The 16,684-nt window shown below is 66.3% G+C and carries 15 protein-coding genes and 1 tRNA gene; 6 read left to right on the top strand and 10 right to left on the bottom strand.

All coding sequences use genetic code 11. The features are described from left to right. The first annotated feature begins 1 nt into the window (after position 1). On the top strand, positions 2-397 hold the full coding sequence (gene hpxZ, locus FGS76_RS12865; RefSeq protein ID WP_138773058.1) for an oxalurate catabolism protein HpxZ: 396 nt from the start codon (positions 2-4) through the stop codon (positions 395-397). Between the two features lie 32 nt (positions 398-429). On the opposite strand, the gene FGS76_RS12860 is transcribed toward hpxZ, so the two are convergent. Both FGS76_RS12860 and FGS76_RS12855 read right to left on the bottom strand, forming a co-directional pair. Then, positions 430-2,838, bottom strand: a complete 2,409-nt coding sequence (locus tag FGS76_RS12860; protein WP_138773057.1) for a YbcC family protein — start codon at positions 2,836-2,838, stop codon at positions 430-432. Next, the gene (locus FGS76_RS12855) at positions 2,835-4,403 is read right to left on the bottom strand and encodes an NADH-quinone oxidoreductase subunit L (RefSeq protein WP_138773056.1); all 1,569 of its coding nucleotides are present in this window, start codon (positions 4,401-4,403) and stop codon (positions 2,835-2,837) included. Before FGS76_RS12855 ends, FGS76_RS12860 begins: the two co-directional genes overlap by 4 nt. Positions 4,404-4,502: 99 nt before the next feature. On the opposite strand from FGS76_RS12855, the gene FGS76_RS12850 reads away from it, so the two are divergent. Together FGS76_RS12850 and FGS76_RS12845 are read left to right on the top strand one after the other, a co-directional pair. Beyond that, positions 4,503-5,402, top strand: coding sequence for a LysR family transcriptional regulator (locus FGS76_RS12850; RefSeq protein ID WP_138773055.1), 900 nt, complete (start codon positions 4,503-4,505; stop codon positions 5,400-5,402). Positions 5,403-5,506: 104 nt separating this feature from the next. Further along, a complete protein-coding gene (locus FGS76_RS12845) occupies positions 5,507-6,811 on the top strand; it encodes a peptidoglycan DD-metalloendopeptidase family protein (protein WP_138773054.1) in 1,305 nt (434 codons plus the stop codon). A gap of 127 nt (positions 6,812-6,938) precedes the next feature. Here FGS76_RS12845 and FGS76_RS12840 read toward each other — a convergent pair whose 3' ends face one another. Then, positions 6,939-7,943: an alpha/beta fold hydrolase gene (locus FGS76_RS12840; protein ID WP_138773053.1), complete on the bottom strand. Its 1,005-nt coding sequence runs from the start codon at positions 7,941-7,943 to the stop codon at positions 6,939-6,941. A 92-nt stretch (positions 7,944-8,035) separates the two neighbouring features. Between FGS76_RS12840 and glnT the strand changes: the two genes are divergently transcribed. Together glnT and FGS76_RS12830 are read left to right on the top strand one after the other, a co-directional pair. Next, positions 8,036-9,421 carry a type III glutamate--ammonia ligase gene (gene glnT / locus FGS76_RS12835; RefSeq protein WP_138773052.1) on the top strand — a complete coding sequence of 462 codons (1,386 nt, stop codon included), beginning with the start codon at positions 8,036-8,038 and terminating at the stop codon, positions 9,419-9,421. An 82-nt stretch (positions 9,422-9,503) separates the two neighbouring features. Next, on the top strand, positions 9,504-10,112 hold the full coding sequence (locus FGS76_RS12830; RefSeq protein WP_138773051.1) for a TetR family transcriptional regulator: 609 nt from the start codon (positions 9,504-9,506) through the stop codon (positions 10,110-10,112). A 64-nt stretch (positions 10,113-10,176) separates the two neighbouring features. Here FGS76_RS12830 and FGS76_RS12825 read toward each other — a convergent pair whose 3' ends face one another. Genes FGS76_RS12825 through FGS76_RS12805 form a run of 5 tightly spaced genes read right to left on the bottom strand, consistent with a single transcriptional unit; the run spans position 10,177 to position 14,836 of the window. After that, the gene (locus FGS76_RS12825; protein WP_138773050.1) at positions 10,177-10,980 is read right to left on the bottom strand and encodes an ABC transporter ATP-binding protein; all 804 of its coding nucleotides are present in this window, start codon (positions 10,978-10,980) and stop codon (positions 10,177-10,179) included. 24 nt (positions 10,981-11,004) lie between these two features. Then, the gene (locus tag FGS76_RS12820; RefSeq protein ID WP_138773049.1) at positions 11,005-12,033 is read right to left on the bottom strand and encodes an ABC transporter substrate-binding protein; all 1,029 of its coding nucleotides are present in this window, start codon (positions 12,031-12,033) and stop codon (positions 11,005-11,007) included. A gap of 30 nt (positions 12,034-12,063) precedes the next feature. Next, positions 12,064-12,930, bottom strand: a complete 867-nt coding sequence (locus tag FGS76_RS12815; RefSeq protein WP_138773048.1) for an ABC transporter permease — start codon at positions 12,928-12,930, stop codon at positions 12,064-12,066. Between the two features lie 11 nt (positions 12,931-12,941). Then, positions 12,942-13,958: a fatty acid desaturase gene (locus FGS76_RS12810; protein WP_138773047.1), complete on the bottom strand. Its 1,017-nt coding sequence runs from the start codon at positions 13,956-13,958 to the stop codon at positions 12,942-12,944. 11 nt (positions 13,959-13,969) lie between these two features. After that, positions 13,970-14,836 carry a sugar phosphate isomerase/epimerase family protein gene (locus FGS76_RS12805; protein ID WP_138773046.1) on the bottom strand — a complete coding sequence of 289 codons (867 nt, stop codon included), beginning with the start codon at positions 14,834-14,836 and terminating at the stop codon, positions 13,970-13,972. A 378-nt stretch (positions 14,837-15,214) separates the two neighbouring features. Between FGS76_RS12805 and FGS76_RS12800 the strand changes: the two genes are divergently transcribed. Next, positions 15,215-16,096, top strand: coding sequence for a lysophospholipid acyltransferase family protein (locus FGS76_RS12800; protein WP_170214466.1), 882 nt, complete (start codon positions 15,215-15,217; stop codon positions 16,094-16,096). A 164-nt stretch (positions 16,097-16,260) separates the two neighbouring features. On the opposite strand, the gene FGS76_RS12795 is transcribed toward FGS76_RS12800, so the two are convergent. Both FGS76_RS12795 and FGS76_RS12790 read right to left on the bottom strand, forming a co-directional pair. Continuing rightward, positions 16,261-16,336, bottom strand: a tRNA-Phe gene (locus FGS76_RS12795). A 49-nt stretch (positions 16,337-16,385) separates the two neighbouring features. Continuing rightward, the gene (locus FGS76_RS12790) at positions 16,386-16,670 is read right to left on the bottom strand and encodes an oxidative damage protection protein (protein ID WP_138773044.1); all 285 of its coding nucleotides are present in this window, start codon (positions 16,668-16,670) and stop codon (positions 16,386-16,388) included. Positions 16,671-16,684 lie beyond the last annotated feature (14 nt).

Genomic DNA, 16,684 nt, shown 5'->3' with positions numbered 1-16,684 from the left:
TATGAACGCTTCTCCGGAAATCAACCGGGACCGGGTGGTGGCGGAAGTGCGCACTGCCTTCGAGGACTACGAGCGGGCGCTGCTGGACAACAACCTGGCGGTGCTGGACGGCTACTTCTGGGACCACGACGCCACGGTGCGCTACGGCGTGGCGGAAAACCTGCACGGCGGCGACGAGATCGCCCGCTACCGGCGCAAGTGCCAGCCGGTGGGCCCCGGCCGCAAGCTGTTCAATACGGTGATCACCACCTTCGGCGATGACTGCGCCACGGTGAGCACCCAATTCCGCGACGGCGTCACCGACCGGGTGGGCCGGCAGATGCAGACCTGGGTGCGCTTCGCCGACGGCTGGAAGGTGGTGGCCGCCCATGTGAGCGTGGATCTGAGCACGCTGTGAACCGGCGGCGGCCAGGCCACCGCCGGTAACCGCTAAAGAGGCCGCCAACCGTCCGCATGGCGCCGGATCAGCGCGCGGGATTGCTCCTCGATGCGGAACAGATGGAGCCAGCCGTTGGTCACCAGGTCGTTCACCGTGGGTTCGCTTTCCAGTATGGCGTCGATGGCCGATTGCGGCGCCGCCAGGCACACGCTCAGGCGCAGCGGCTCATGCATCAGCCTGTCGCCGTCGTGCAGGGACTGCCAGGGCAGGCCGATACGCAGGTCCCCGGCGTTGCCCTCCAGCACGCCCAGATGGCCGCCCACCACATTGTGCAGCACCTTGTTGCCGCTGCCGTAGCGCCGGTTGTCCACCACCGAGGCGTAGTACTGCATGTTGATCCAGTGGGCTACCACCATGGGGGCGGTCATGATCTGGCGCAGGGTTTTGAAATCCCGGTCCTGGTGCCAGTCGTAGTCGTGCAGGAACACCCGGCCCTGCAGATCCCGGCCCCGGGTCCAGTGCCCCGGCGCGGCGATAAAGGCGGCGTTGTTGGCCAGCCCCCATTCCGGTCTTACCTGACCCCAGTCCCGGGCCCGTTTGCGCATCGCCTTGTGCAGCGCGGCGGGCTTTTGCTCCAGCGAAGCCAAACCCAGGGTCGGTGCCCGCTCGGCCCGGGCCCGCGCACCGGCCGCCGCCAGCGTGGTCCGCAGCCGGTCCAGGGTGGGCTGTAGCGGGGCCGGTACCTGATCGGTATCGAACAGCTTGATCTCCTCGGTGGTGGTGTTGTGCAGCGCCGCCAGGAACCTGGTGTTCTCCGGCACATGAATACCGTGTTCGCGCAGTGCCAGGCGCACCGGCCCGTCGTTCAGCAGGCTGGCCAGGGCCCGGGCGTTGACCTCGCCGGTCTGGCCGCAGCAGGCGCCGCAGTCCAGGCCCGCCGCATGGGGGTTATTGGCGCTTTGGCTGCCGTGGCCGGTGAGCAGCACCAGCTCCGCGAAATGGCCGGTCAGGCCCATGGCCTTGAGGATGCCGGCGGCCAGCCCGGCGCCGTCTTCCGGCGACAGCGCATTCAGCGTCGGGTGCAGGCTGTGGCGCTGCCGCCGTCCCAAGCCGGCCTGGGCCGGGGACGGCTCGTCACCCAGGCCCAGGGTGCGCCGTAGCAGTTTGCCGGCATAGAACAGGCCCAGGGTTTCCACCAGGGTAAAGATGGAGATGGGCGCGTATTCGAATTGCTTCCAATGGGCGGCGGCGGTGAGCCGCTGGCGCCGCTGTTTGGCCACTTCCACCGAATCGTCGCACCGGTCCGACACTTCCAGCGCCGGCGCCAGCAGCCCGGGCAGCTGGGCCCGGGGCGCCTCGGTGCCCAGGGGCCGGTACTGGATCGGCAGCCCGAAGAAGCCGGCGAAGCCCCGGGTTTCCATGCCCGGGTCCAGGCTCTCCAGGGCCCGCCGGATCACTTCGGAGCGCACATCGATGCAGAAGATCGCCTGTACCTTGGTGGCTGCCTTGTCGGCGGCCGGCTTCTGAATCACCTGTTCCAGCCCCGCCTGATAGGCCAGTTCCAGGGCGTACTGCCAGGTCCACGGCGCCTGGATCCGCTCCCACGCCTGCTGCTCACCGGAGGGCAGGGCCCGCCAGCGCTGGAGCCAGCGCTCATGCTGACTGCCAGGGCCGCGCTTGCCGTCATCCAACAGTGCCTCCCAGGCCAGCCGGATGGCCAGCAGCTCGACAATATTGTTGTCGTCGCCACCAGCCTGTCTGGCCCGCCAGCGCTCGCCGGCACACCAGGAGGCCCAGCCGTTGATGTCCAGCAGCAAGGCCAGCAGGTACGCCTCCACCCTGTCTACCGGAAGGTCCAGCTCGGTGAGCACCCGCACCAACACCAGGTCGGCGTCCTTGGGCAGGCTCCGCAAGCGTTCGCGGAACGCGGCCAGGTCGCCCGGCGCGCCGCCGGGATGGGTCAGAAGGTGGGCCCGCCACTGGGCGAACAGGCCGCCTTCGTGCTCGATGCCCCACTCGGCCTCGGCGTCGTCGAAGAAGGCGGCGCAGAAGGCGCTGATCTGGTCGCGCACCGGTTGTGCCGGTCCGTCGCCACGCCCGGTGGCCAGCTCCGCCAGGGTGGGCAGCGCCGCCGGTTCCGTGGCCGGCTCTTCCAGGCTGCGCAGCAGCGCCTCGGTATCGCGCTGGTAGCCGGTGGCGGCGATGGCCCGCTCCAGATGATCCCGGTTGATGCGCCCGGACCGCCAGGCCTGCCGGTAGTAGGCCGGGGGCATCAACATGGTGGTGCCGCTCAAGGCGCCGAGCCGGGCGGCCACCTCCGGCATGGGCCGGTCCCGGTGGCTCCAGTAAGGGTTCACCGCGATAAAGCTGTCCAGAGGCCAGATCGGCGCGATGGCATCGCAGGCCGCCTCGATCATGGCTTGGTAGGTGTGGTGCTGATAGCAGGTCTGAACGTTCATGAGGTGTGCTCCTGTTCCCGCCAGGCCGGTGTGGCTGGCCGTTGCCCGCCGAACCGGTGCAGGCCGGGCAGCCGATTGATCCATTGATCCAGGTAGAGCCCGTTGGCCAGGGCCCGGTGCAGTCGCTGGTCGTGGTGGCCCGCGCGCAGCCGGGCCTGGAGCACCAGCAGGGCCACGAACAGGGCGGTGATCCAGACAATCTGTGCGGTGGTCGCCTGATCCCCCGGCAGCGGTGTCAGCAGGGCGCCGAACACCCGGTGCCAGACCAGGCCCAGGCCGACAACGGCCAGGGCGGTGAGGCCGGTGCGCGCCGCCGCGCCGCCCCGGCCCGGGCGCAGGCCGGCCAGCAACGGGGTCAGGGCGATCAGGCTGATCAGCGCGAACACCGCCCAACTGCCCTGGAGCCATTGCAGGCCGTGCAGGATGGGCACCAGCAGCGCCACCGCCACCAGCGCCGCCACCAGCAGCGGTGACAGGGCGCCGGACACCTTCGGGCTCAGCCGTGCCCGACGTGCCCGCATCACCCGGTCGCCGGCATTGAGGAAAGCGAAGGCCTTGTAGAGCGAGTGCCCGAGCAGATGCAGCAGCGCCAGGTGCCAGGCCCCCAGGGCGCACTCCACCAGCATGAAGCCCATCTGCGCGCAGGTGGACCAGGCCAGCCGCACCTTGATGTTGGACTGGGCGATCATGGCCAGCGCGGCGATCGCCGTGGTCAGGCCGCCGGCCAGCAGCAGTAGCCATTGCGCCGCCGGCGAGGTGTTGATCAGCCAGGCCATCTTGATCAGTACCAGGCCGCCCAGGTTGACCACCCCGGCATGCAGCAGCGCGGACACCGGGGTCGGTGCTTCCATCACTTGCAGTACCCAGCCGTGCAGGGGCAGTTGCGCGCAGCGGATGATCGCGGTGATCGCCAGCAGCACGGCGGCGGCGGTGAGGCCGGCGGTGAGCGGTGCCGCGCCGCCGCTGGCGGAGAGGGCGCTTAGCGAAAGCGTGCCGGTGTCCCGGGCGATCAACACCACCGCCACCAGCATGGTGAGGTCGGCGAGCCGGGCGCTGACGAAGTGTTTGCGGGCCGCCCGTTGCGCGCCGGGCCGGTGGGGGTAAAGCGTCAGCAGCCGATGCAGCCCCAGGCCGGTGGCGCTCCAGGCCAGGGCCAGCACCGCCAGATGGTCGGTGGCGCTGACCAGGGCGGCCCCGGCCAGCGTCACCAGTGCGCCGGACAGGAAACGTTTCTGGCAGGGCTCGCCGGCCAGGTAGGGGCCGGAGAAGCGCACTATCACCCAGCCGAGAAAGGTCACCAGCACCAGGCCGGCGGTGCCGGCAAGCCGGGTCGCGGTCAGCGGCGAGGACGAGAGCACCAGCAGGGCCGGGGCGCAAAGGGCGGCCAACAGGGCGATCAGGGACGCGCCGCGCGCCAGGCGCCAGCCGGTCTCGGTGCGGCGCGCCAGCACGGTGATCAGGGCGGCGAGCAGGTAAAGACCGGGGATGCTCCATGGGAGCCAAGATGATGGGAGCCAGAGCGATGCGAGCCAGGGTGGCTCCAACAAGCCGGTGAACGCGTCCATGAATCCTCCTGTGCGATGACGGAGGCTATTCTTGCGCCCGGTCCGGTGTTCGGTAAAATACAAATAAAAGATGAAATCGTTCTCTTAAAGCGAACAGCAATGGCCCGTCTCAATTACAACCATCTCTACTATTTCTGGGCGGTGGCCCGGGAACAGCACCTGACCCGGGCCGCCGAGCGCCTGCATGTGTCGCAGTCGTCGCTGTCCGCGCAGATCAAGCAACTGGAGGAGCAGCTGGGGCAGCCGCTGTTCACCCGGGAAGGGCGTAAACTGGTGCTCACCGAGGCCGGGCACGTGGCCATGAACTATGCGGACACCATCTTCCGCGCCGGCAGCGAGATGCAGGCCATGCTGCGCGACGGCCAGACCAGCCAGCGGCAGGTGCTGCGGCTGGGCAGTGTCGCCACCCTGTCGCGGAACTTTCAGGAGAACCTGATTCAGCCGTTGATGGGCAAACCGGACGTGGAGCTGGTGCTGCAATCCGGCACGCTGGATGAGCTGACCCGCCGGCTCTATGTACACGACCTGGATGCCATTCTTTCCAACCAGGCGATTCAGGGTAACGCCCGGGCGCCGGTGCGGTGCCGGCGCATCGCCCGTCAGTCCATCAGTCTGGTGGGCCCGCCGCTGGGGCGCGGCAAACAGTTCGCGTTTCCCGGGGATCTGGACCAGTGCCCGCTGGTGGTGCCGGGGCCCAGCAGCAGTATTCGCACCGGTTTCGACCTGCTTTGCGAACAGCTCCAGCGCTGGCCGGACATCATCGCCGAGGTGGACGATATGGCGATGATGCGTCTGCTGGCCCGGGACACCGGCGCCATTGCCCTGCTGCCGCCGGTGGTGGTGCGTGATGAGCTGAAGAACGGGGCGCTGCAGGAATATTGCGCGCTGCCCGGGCTGTTCGAGGATTTCTATATCATCACCGCCGACCGGCGCTTCCAGAATCCGCTGCTCAACCGGCTGATGGCCACGCCGGCGGAGAAGATTCTCAGCCTGGACTGACCGGCGCAAGCGGCACCATGGTACCGTTCCGGGCCGTCGGGCTTCCTTGAAGGGATGTAATACTCTAACATCGCCCGATCCTTTTCTGCGTCTTGGGGACCCCCATGCCCGAGATTTCGGCGAAAGCCCCGAAGCGGCCGCCGCTTGGCATCCTTTTGCCACCGTTATTGATCGCTCTGTCCGTGGCCTTCTGGTGGCGCTATCACCCGCGCCCGGAACCGCCGCCGATGACCGGGCAGGCACTGCTGCGCCTGGCCTCCGACACTGACTTCCATAACCTGGAGCCGGCGCCGTCGCCGCTGCCCTGGGAGCACTACACCATCGCCCCCGGGGACTACCTGACCCATCTGTGGCAGGAGCAATGGCAGCTGCCCGCCGCCACCCTCTACCGCCTGATCAAGACCGCCGACCATGGCGAGCTGCTCAACCGCCTGCGCCCGGGCCAGCACCTGGAGTGGCGCGCGGACAGTGATGGCAAGCTGCTGGCCCTGCGGCTGTGGGAGAACGAGGCCAAAGGTTATCAATGGAATCTGGACCAGGATTCGATCACCGCGCGGCCGCTGGAAAAAGCCCGTAGCAGCCAGCGCGTGCGCATCACCGGCGTGGTCAAAACTTCCCTGGGCGCGGCGCTGTCCGTGCAACCGGCCCTGGCCGGCGCCGCCGGCTCGGTGAGCGCGCAGCTCGCCGAACTGCTGCCGGTGGGCCGCCAGGCCCGCCACGGCGACCGCTTCTCGGTGCTGGTGGACGTGGAAAACCTGGAAGGCAGCGAACGCGCCTACTCCGCCAAACTGATGGGCTTCGAATACCAGGGCGCGCGCCTGCGGGCCAGCGCCGCCCGCTTCGACGACGACCGGTTCTACAAACCGGACGGCACCAGCCTGCTGCCCAGCTTCTGGCGCCACCCGTTCCCGGACAAGCTCCGCTACCGGATCAGCTCACCGTTCAACCTGCACCGCCACCACCCGGTCACCGGCCGCATCAGCCCCCACTACGGCACCGACTTCGCCATGCCCGTGGGCACCGCCGTGGAAGCCCCGGCGGACGGCGTGGTACGCCGCGTCACCCGTGGCCTGCTGGCCGGCAACTATGTGGTGCTCGACCACGGCAACGGCTACCAGACCCGCTACATGCACCTCAGCAAGGTGCGCGTGCACACCGGCGACACCGTCCAGCAAGGCCAGGTGATCGCCCTCAGCGGCAACACCGGCCGCAGCACCGGCCCGCACCTGCACTACGAGCTGCGCATGAACGGCCGCCCGGTGAACGCCATGAAGGTGCCGCTGCCCACCAAGGGGCAACTGGCCAAGGATGAGCTGATGCGCTTCCGCAACCAGTACGCCGCCTACTTCGACTTCCCCGCCAACCCCAACGACGGCACCGAAGTGGCCCACCGCGACCCGGAGCAATAACCCCTCGTCGGGTGGCGCTTAAAGGTAAGAGGTGGGTTTTGTAGGAGCGGCTTTAGCCGCGATGGCTCCCAGGCTGATCGCGGCTGAAGCCGCTCCTACAAAACCCTTTGCGGGGCTCGGTGTGGTGTTATGAAGGCGCTTTTAGCAGGCGGGCCATGGCGTTGAACCAGGCGGTGGTGCTGGCGGGGTCGCGGCCGGGGGCGCCGGCGGCGTGGCCCAGGTCCGAGTCCAGGATTTCCAGGGTGGCGCCGGGGATCAGGGCGGCTTCGTGGCGGGCGTCTTCCACGGTGAAATAGAGATCGGTCCGTGACGGCATCACCAGGGTGCGGGCGCGGATCGTGCCGAGGGCGGCCGCCAGGTCGCCGTCACCCGGGGCCGCCGCTTCCCAGGCGGCGAGCACCGCCAGCAGGTCATTGGCGTCCTGGGCCAGGTGGTCCTCCTCCCAAAAACGCAGCAGCGCTTCGATGCTGTCGAACCCCAGATCCCGATACAGCTCGCGGCGGGAGAACGCCTGGCTGTAGGCCCAGCCGGCGTAGACCCGGGCGAAGGCGCGCAGGCCGGCTTGCGGTGGCTGCGAATAGTCGCCGCCGTTAAAGGTGGCGTCCGCTTTGAGGGCGCTGCGCACGCCGTCCAGGAACACCCGGTTGTGGGGCCAGCAGCGGGCGGTGGCGCACACCGGCAGCAGCCGCCGCACCTGTTCCGGGTAACGGATGGCCCACTGATAGGACTGCATGCCGCCCATGGACCAGCCGGTGGCCAGGGCGATCTCCACCGGGCCGAACCAGGCGTCCAGGGCGGCGGCCTGGGCGGCCACGTTGTCTTCCAGCGTCACCATCGGGAAGCGGTGACCACGTTGAGAGGGATGGGCGTTGCTGGGGGAAGCGGCGACGCCGTTGCCGAACAGATCGAACAGCACCACGCAGTAATCGCCGTCGGCCAGGGGGCTGCCCGCACCAACAAGAGGCGCGCTGCCCCGGGCGCTGCCGCCGTAATAGCAGGGGATCAGCACCAGATTGTCGCGCCGGGCATTGAGCGTGCCATATTGCAGTGCGGTCAGGCGGGCGTCGCGCAGTACGCCGCCGTTGCTCAGGGGCCAGTCGCCCAGTGAGATGTGCCGTTTGGTCAGAGTCATGCCGTGTCTCCGGATTATATATACAAGCTGGCATGTATATTGAATGCAAAGCCTGTACCTGATTTTCCGTGCGCTAACGTCTGGAGAGACCAATGAACGCCAAAGCCACCGGGCCGTCCGCGGCCACCATCCCGAGCGCCGATGAGCTGGCCCGGGAACTGCTCGACAAGGGTGCCAGGTACGCCATGGCCAGCTATGTGGATATCCATGGGGTGGTGAAGGGCAAGTTCGTGCCCATCGCCCACCTGGACCGCATGCTGAAGGGCTCCGAGCTTTACACCGGCGCCGCTCTGGACGGCGTGCCCCAGGACATCAACGACGATGAAGTGGCGGCCATGCCGGACCCGGCTTCCGCCACCCCCTGCGCCTGGAACCCGGACCTGGTGTGGTTCGCCAGCGATCTGCATCTCAACGGCCGGCCTTTCCAGGCCTGTTCGCGCAGTATTCTCAAGCGCCAGCTGGAAGCGGCGGCGGAGATGGGGTTCGGCTTTAACCTGGGCATCGAAACCGAGTTCTTCCTGTTCAAGGATACCGAGGACGGTGGCTTCGCGCCGGTCAGCGACCGGGACGATCTGGAAAAGCCCTGCTACGACCCCCGGCCGCTGATGGACAACCTGCCGATCGTCGCCGATATCGTGGAAGCCATGAACGCCCAGGGCTGGGACGTGTATTCCTTTGACCACGAGGACGCCAACGGCCAGTTTGAAACCGACTTTATGTACACCGATGCGCTGAACATGGCCGACCGGCTGGTGTACTTCCGCATGATGGCCAACGAAATCGCCCGCAAGCACGGCGCCTTCGCCAGCTTTATGCCGAAACCGTTCGTCGACCGCACCGGCAGCGGCGCCCACTTCAATATGTCGCTGGCGGACCTGGAAACCGGCCGCAATCTGTTCGAGGCGGACGGCGACGATCCCCACGGCTGCGGTGTCTCGCCGCTGGCTTATCACTTTATCGCCGGGGTGCTGAAACACGCCCGCGCCATCTGCGCGGTGATCGCCCCCACGGTGAACAGCTACAAACGGCTGGTGCAGCGCGGCGCCATGTCCGGCTCCACCTGGGCGCCGGTGTATTGCTGCTACGGCAACAACAACCGCACCAACATGCTGCGCATTCCGTCCCAGGGTGGCCGGGTGGAATGCCGGGCCCCGGACATCGGCGGCAACCCCTATTTGGGCGCGGCGCTGATGTTGGCGGCAGGCCTGGAAGGCATCCGCGAGAAGCTGGAACCGGGTGCGCCGCACCGGGAAAACATGAACGACTACAGCCGCGCGCAGATTCGCGATATGGGCATCGAGATGCTGCCGCGCACCCTGGGCGAAGCGGTGGATGCCTTCGAGGCGGACCCGCTGGCCCGGGAGGTGTTCGGCGAACTGATGTTCGATACCTTCGTGGATTTCAAGCGCGGCGAGTGGGAGGAATACCATAACCAGGTGTCCGAGTGGGAAGTGCGCCGTTATCTGAAAATGTTCTGAGTGGCGGTTGCGCGGTCAAGGCGCTTGGCGATCATCGCCGGGCGCTTTAACCTTACTTTTTACTCTGTATGCCGATGGTTCAATGAGACGCACCAAGGAAGAAGCCGAACAAACCCGGATCAAGATTATCGACGCCGCCCTGGTGCTGTTCAGCCGCAATGGCTACACCAACACCACCCTGGCCAATATCGCCACCCAGGCCGGGTTCAGTCGCGGCCCGATCTATTGGAATTTCAAAAACAAGGACGAACTGTTCGAGGCGGTTTTGTCCCTGTCCCAGGGCCCCTTGCTGGCCCTGACCAAGGAGACCCGCCAGGCGGATGGGCCGCCGCTGGAGGTGCTGCGCGCCTTCGCCGACCGCTGGTTGCGCCTGCTGGTGGAGGACACCCGCTACCGCCAGTCCTTCGAGATTTTTCTTAACAAAACCGAGCTTACCAATAACCTGGACCACACCCTGCGCCGGGAGCGCAAGCTGACCCGGGACCTGGTGTCGGTGCTGGCGGAACAGGTAGCCCGCGCCCAGCAGGCCGGCGATATTCCGCGCCGGCACGGCGCCGAGGAACTGGGGCTGCTGTGCTACACCCATTTGATGGGGGTGACCCAGACATGGCTGTTCTCGCCGCGCCTGTTCAATCTTGAGGAAGAGATTCCGTTCTATACCGAGCGGTTGATTGAGCTTTTGAAGCTTTAGGGGGATCGCGGCTGAAGCCGCTCCTACGGGGGAAGAACCCTGTAGGAGCGGCTTCAGCCGCGATTCAAGCAGGCTGCCCCTGCGTACTCCCTTCCTCACTCATCAACCTTCGAATGTGCATGTCCAGCCGCCGGTACTCCGGATGGTCCAGCAACGCCTCCCGGTCGCCGGCGGGCACGTCCTTTTTGAAATCCGGGCGGATCACTTCGCGCAGCCGGCCCGGGTGGCTGGACAGAAAGAACACCACATCGCCCAGATACAGCGCCTCCTCGATATCGTGGGACACCAGCAGCACGGTGGTGCGTTCCTTGCGCACGATGCCCAGCAACAGTTCCTGCATTTGCCAGCGGGTTTCCGGGTCCAGGGCACCGAACGGCTCGTCCATAAGCAGCAGCTCCGGATGATTGGCCAGGGTGCGGGCGATGGCCACCCGCTGGCGCATACCGCCGGACAGTTCATGGGGGTAGGCGTCCGCCACGTCCTGCAGCCGCACCGCCTGGATAAAATGCTCCACCGCCCCTTCGCGAAGGCTGGAATGGTCGCCGGTGATCTTCAGGCCATAGGCCACGTTCTGGCGCACCGTCAGCCAGGGGAAAGAGGTGTAGCTCTGAAACACCATGCCCCGGTCCCGGCCCGGGCCGGTCACCGGCCGGCCATTGAGTGACAGGGCGCCGGCGGTAGGCTCCTCCAGCCCGGCCACCATGCGCAGCAAGGTGGACTTGCCGCAGCCGGATGGCCCCAGCAGCACCCCCACCTGGCCCGGTGGCAGCTGCAGGGAGACCCCTTCCAGCGCCACCCTTGGGTCACGGCCACCGGCCCGGAAGGTCTTGCCGGCGCCCTCGATGATCAACCCGGAAGCAGTGTGCATGGCGGCTCTCCGTCAGAGTGCGTGTCAGTGGGCGCTGATGGCTTTCAGCGGGGACAGGTCCACGCCGGCTTCCATGGGATGGCGCTTGTCCACCAGGCCGAACTTGAGCCACCAGTCGGTGGTGGTTTCCCAGTGCTGGCTAATCTGGCCGTTGCTCAGCCCCAGCGGCAGCTCGCCGGGCACCACGCCCATGAAGCGGCCGGCCTGGTCGGCGTCGAACACCCAGATGCCGCCCTTATGGATCTTGCCGTCCTTGCCGAGCACTTTTTCCACGTCGGCCAGGGGGAAGCCCAGGTGCTTGGCGATGATCTTGTTGCCTTCCGCCGGGTGTTCCTTCCACCAGGCCACCGCTTTGAAATAGGCGTCCATGGTCTTGGCGGCCGCTTCCGGGCGCTCCTTGAGGAAGGCGTCGCTCATGTACATGGCGTCGCCGAGCAGGGCGGTTTCAATCCAGTCCCCTTCCGAGGAGGTGGCGGCCACGGTGGCCTTGGGCAGGGCGTCCAGGGCGTGGGAGCCGAACGGTTCCCAGAATTCCGCGGCGGCCACGTTGCCGCCCACCAGGGCGCCCACCGCGTCGTCCATGATCAGGTTGGTGTATTCCACGTCATTGAAGTCGACGCCGTTCTGCTCCAACCAGATGCCCATGAAAATCTGTGTCAGGCCACCCACCAGCACCGCCACGGATTCCCCTTTCAGGTCCTCGGCGGAGTCGATGCCCGGGGCCAGCACGATCTTATCGGTGCCGTAGGAGGGGTTGGTGTAGGTGACCATCTTCACCGGCACCTCCTTGTCGGCGGCGATGGGGCCGTACTCGGCGGTGCTGGAGGTCACGTCCAGGCCGCCGGAGGTCATCAGTGAAAAGCTCTCGTAGGGGTCTTCGATAACGCTGATTTCCAGATCCAGGTCCGGCACCAGTTTCTTGTCCTGGGCAATGAACCAGAACCCGTAACCGGGCCAGGAAAACAGGGACAGGCGCACCGGCTCGGCGGCGCGGGTGCCCAGGGATACCAGGCACAGCGAAGCGGTCAGTAACAGCAGCTTGATCAGTCGCATGATGAAAGCCTCTTGGCAGGGAAAAACGGATCAACGCTGGTGCGCCCCGCGCAGGTACGGGAAGCGCCAGCGATAAACGAGACGGAACAGGGCATCAAAGGCCAGGCCCAGCAAACCGATGGTGACGATGCCGGCCATGATGTCGTCCACGTGCACGAAGCGTTTGGCGCGCATCATCATGGCGCCGATACCGTCGGTGGCGGCGACGATCTCGGCGATCACCAGATAGGTCCAGCTCACCGCCAGCATTTGCCGGCAGGTGTCCATGTAGCCCGGCAGGGAATGGCGGAACACCACCGTCCACAGCACCACCCGGCGGCCGCCGCCCAGGGTCTTGGCGGTTTCAATAAAAGACGCCGGCACCTGGCGGGTCACATCGGCGAGCATGATCGCCAGGAAGAACACCACGCCGATCAGCAGCAGGGCGATCTTCTGGCTGTCGCCGGTGCCCAGCCACATCAACAGCAGCGGAATAAAGGCCGGCGCCGGCAGATAACGGAACGCGCCCAGCAGCGGATTGAGCAGGCCGTCGATGCGCGCGAAGGCGCCCATCAGCAAACCCAGGGGCAGGGCAATGGCCACCGCCAGGGAAAAGCTGATCAGGATGCGGCGGATGCTGGAGACCACGTCGCCGAGAAATCCCTGCTCCATGAACAGGTCGACCAGCGCATTCATCACCGCCACCGGCCCGGGGAACAGGCGCTCGGAGGCCAGCCCGGCGTGGGCGGCCAGGTACCAGCCGAACACGAACAGCAGCCAGCCGGTCAGTCCCAGCAGCAGCCGCCGGCGCCAGTCCAGCTGCTGGCCGAAATCCAGCCAGCGACGTTTCAGGGCCGGCGCCTGGGGGCGCGCCGGCGCTTCGCCGTTGGTGATCGAATCCCGCAAGGACACGGTCATGGCCGGCCTCCTCAGAAAGCGGTCAGAAAACTCAGGCCGTACACCGGCACGGCGCTGCCTTCGCGGATCGCCCGGGTGGCTTCCACCTGGCCGTAGGTTTCCGCGTGGATGCCATCCAGCCGGTGGCGGTGGTAGCTGCGCAGCTGGTCCTTGAACGGCAGGGTCTGGGCGAAGTCGTCGCCGTACAGTTCCCGGTGCGCCGCCGGTAGCTTGTACCAGGGCAGGGTGGGCTTGGTGTGGTGCGCGTTGTGGTAGCAGAAATTCAGCACCAGCAGATTGAGCACCGGCCAGCGCCGGGAAATCGGGTTGGTGTAGGTGTTGCTCTCTTCGTAGTCCCGGTCGCCCTTGTGCGGCAGCGGCGCGTCCTTGTCGTTAAGGATGGCGATGATGTCGTAGTTGTGCTGGAAGGCATCGAAAAAGCGCAGCACCGTAAGCAGCAACGCATAGGCCACGAAATACAGCAGCACCGCCTTCAGGCTCCACACCGCCAGGGCGGCGAGCAGGGTCAGGCGCACCAGCAGCACGGCGGCGGTGCGCTTGCGCTGGGCCGGATCGCCGTAGCCGATAAAGGGCGCCACCATCAGCACCGCGTGCATCAGGTAATCCACCGCCGGCACATAGGCCCATTCCAGGGCGAACACCACCTTCTCGATACGCGGATGGGCTTTCAGCCAGGCCCGGTAGTCGAAGGCGATGGTGTCGGCGTTGTCCACGTGGTGGCGCATGTGCTTGTAGCGCAGATCCTCGTAGGTGCCGTAGCAGCCGCCGGCGATCCAGTTGAGCGCCTTGCCCAGCCGGGTGTTGTACTCGGTTTTCTTGAACAGGGCGTTGTGGGCGCAGTCGTGAATCAGATAGGCGGCCACCACCATGCCGTGGGCACAGGCCAGCACGCCTAGCGTGGGCAGCAGCCAGCCGGGCCGGGCCATCAGCAGCCAGCCGCCCACATAGGTGATCAGGATATAGGCCAGTGCCGCCGCGTTCGGCGCCAGGCCGTCCGGATGGCGCAGGGTGGACTGGATCGTTGCCATGGGAAACCTCCTCAAACCGCTTGGCGTTTCAGGTCATGGGCCGCCGACCATTGCTGGAAATGCCGACGCTCACAGTCGGCGATCCAGCGGTTCAGATCCCACAAGTCGGCGATGGGGGCACCGGTGAACGGCAGGGTGTGCAGGTAGCCGTCCGGGCCGAACTCCGGGGTCATGGTGGTGGTGCTCAGGCCGCGCCGTTGCTGGGATGACCACACCGCCTCCCAGCAGCGCTGATGGGCGGCCAGGGCGTCGGCGAACTCCGGCGCGCCGGGGTGCGGTACCTGGGGGCCCTGGTCGTAGCCGACCCGGCTGTGCACATGCAGGGCCTGCTCGGCGACCCGCTCGATGCTGTCCCACTCGGTATCCGGCAGGCGCTCGCAGACCACCGCCCAGTGGCTGAAGTCGCAGGTCACCGCCAGTTCCGGCAGACGCTCCAGAATCGCCACCGTGTTCCAGGGGCAGAAAAAGCTGCGCCCGCGATGGGTCTCGAAGCTGGCGGTGACGCCCAGGCCCACGGCGATGTTCTGGGCCTCGGCGAAGAAGCGCACGCTGTCGTCGATGGACCAGGCGTCGCAGCCGCCCATCACATTGGCGAACTCGGCGCCCAGCTCGCGGCCGGCGGCCAGTTGTTGCTGGAAGTCCGCCAGGTGCTCCTCCACGGTGGCGTGGCGGCGGGGCACATAGCTGCCGGCGGTGCAGATTTCCTGAATCCAGCGCAGGTCATGGGCGGCCAGGGCGTGGCCCAGGGCCTCACGCTGCGTGGCCTGCGCCGGTAGCGGCGCCTCCAGGCCCTGGAAGCCGGCGTCCACCGCCAGTCGGGCCGCCGAGGCGGCGTCACCGGGATGTCCCCACAGGGTTTTGAAGTGGCTGAGCTGCATGAAGCCTCCCGTCGTCGTGGTGTCGGGGACGGGCTGAACCGTATGGCGGGACACGCCGTCCGGGTCTGCCCGTGGTTATACATGTCTAAGCAGCATCTATGCCAAAAGATCCATTCGAGGAAGGTTTCATAAGATTCTGATTTGCAAGGGTGATTCCCGGGAGGTCGCTGAAAAAATGGAATTTGGCGGCGCACAGTGTCGAGGCGGCGCGCACCATAAGTATCCAGGTTGCGGTCAGGATAGGGGATGCGCCAGGTGGTCGTCGGTGTCTTTATTGACACTAGTCTCAATATTGAGTCAAATAATATAAATGCGATTGCCAGGCAATCCGCCATGGGCAGCGGCGGCCGTCGCCGCGCGGAACAGGAGACAGGCGGTATGCGTTTTTCAGCCCGCTCACGCCGTGAACCGGCGTCGAGGAAAGTCAGGTCCTACCAGGAAGCCGCCCGCCGGATGACGGTGCCCGGGCGTTTGTACTTCCGCCCGGAGTTCGTGGGGCTGGGTGACCTGGACCCGGCAAAGCCGGCGCTGTTCGTGGGCAACCACACCCGCTACGGCCTTCTCGATGTGCCGCTGATGCTTGACGGGCTGTATCAGCACCACGGCCTGGTGCTTCGCTCCCTGGGTGACCGGGCCCACTTCGCGGTGCCGGGCTGGCGGAGTTTTCTGGAGCGCAATGGCGTGGTGCCGGGTAACGCCGCCAACTGCGATGCCCTGATGGAAGCCGGTGAATCGATTCTGGTGTTCCCGGGCGGCGCCCGGGAGGTGTTCCGCCGCAGGGGCGAGGAGCACACCCTGATATGGAAGAAGCGACTGGGGTTCGTGCGCCTGGCACTGAGGCACGGCTACGATATCGTTCCGTTCGCGTCCTATGGTGCCGACCACTGTTATACGGTGATCGCCGATGGCGCTGACATCCTGGAACGGCCCCGTCTCAAGGGCTATCTGAAAAAAACCGGCATGCTGGACCTGCTTCGCGGCGGCGATGTCCTGCCGCCCATTGGCAAGGGCGTGGCCAGCACCGCCATTCCCCGGCCGGAGCGCTTCTACTTCAGTTTCGGTGAGCGTATCTCCACCGCCGGGCTGATGGATCGCGCCGGCGATGAATCCACCCTGTGGCAGGTCCGGGAGCGGGTGGCGGAAAGCATCGAGCGGCAGCTTGATCATTTGGGCGAGATGCGGGGAATGGACCGCCGGGAAAACTGGGGTTGGGTGAGGAGAAGGCTTTGTCCGGCGGGTTTGGATGGGGATGAGGCATGAACTGTAGGAGCGGCTGGGCGGCACTCCGCTTTAGGCGCGATTGGGTGGTGATGGTCAGGGGGGTCGCGACTGAAGTCGCTCCTACAAGGGGGGGGGGCGGTTGGGGTGAGGCCGAGACGAAAAAGGCCCCTGCTCTCGACGGAGCAGGGGCCTTTTTGTATGTCTGGTGCCCGGAGACAGAATCGAACTGCCGACACGGGGATTTTCAATCCCCTGCTCTACCGACTGAGCTATCCGGGCGTGGGGGCGTATTAAAGCGGCTGGCTTTGGCCCCGTCAAGGGTGTGCGGCTATTGATTGGCGTCTTTGGTGGGGGGAACGTAACCCTCTGCTTTTTCTACGCTTTCGTTGTTCAAAAAACGTTCGCGCTGTTCGTCCAGGAAGGCCTTGGCCTTGGGGTCCATGACGTTCAGGTGCTTCTCGTTGATCAGCAGGGTCTGGTGGTGCAGCCATTCCTGCCAGGCCTGGCGGGACACGTTTTCATGGATGTCCTGGCCCTTGGGGCCGGGGAAGGGCGGTTTGTCCAGGCCTTCCAGTTCCTGCTGGTGCTTGCGGCAGAACACGGTGCGGGTCATGGCGTCCTCGTGGT

The sequence above is a fragment of the Alloalcanivorax gelatiniphagus genome, from assembly GCF_005938655.1.
Lineage (GTDB): Bacteria > Pseudomonadota > Gammaproteobacteria > Pseudomonadales > Alcanivoracaceae > Alloalcanivorax > Alloalcanivorax gelatiniphagus.
The sequence above is the reverse complement of the archived record's forward strand: the minus strand, read 5'-3'. Positions and strand labels throughout refer to the sequence as shown.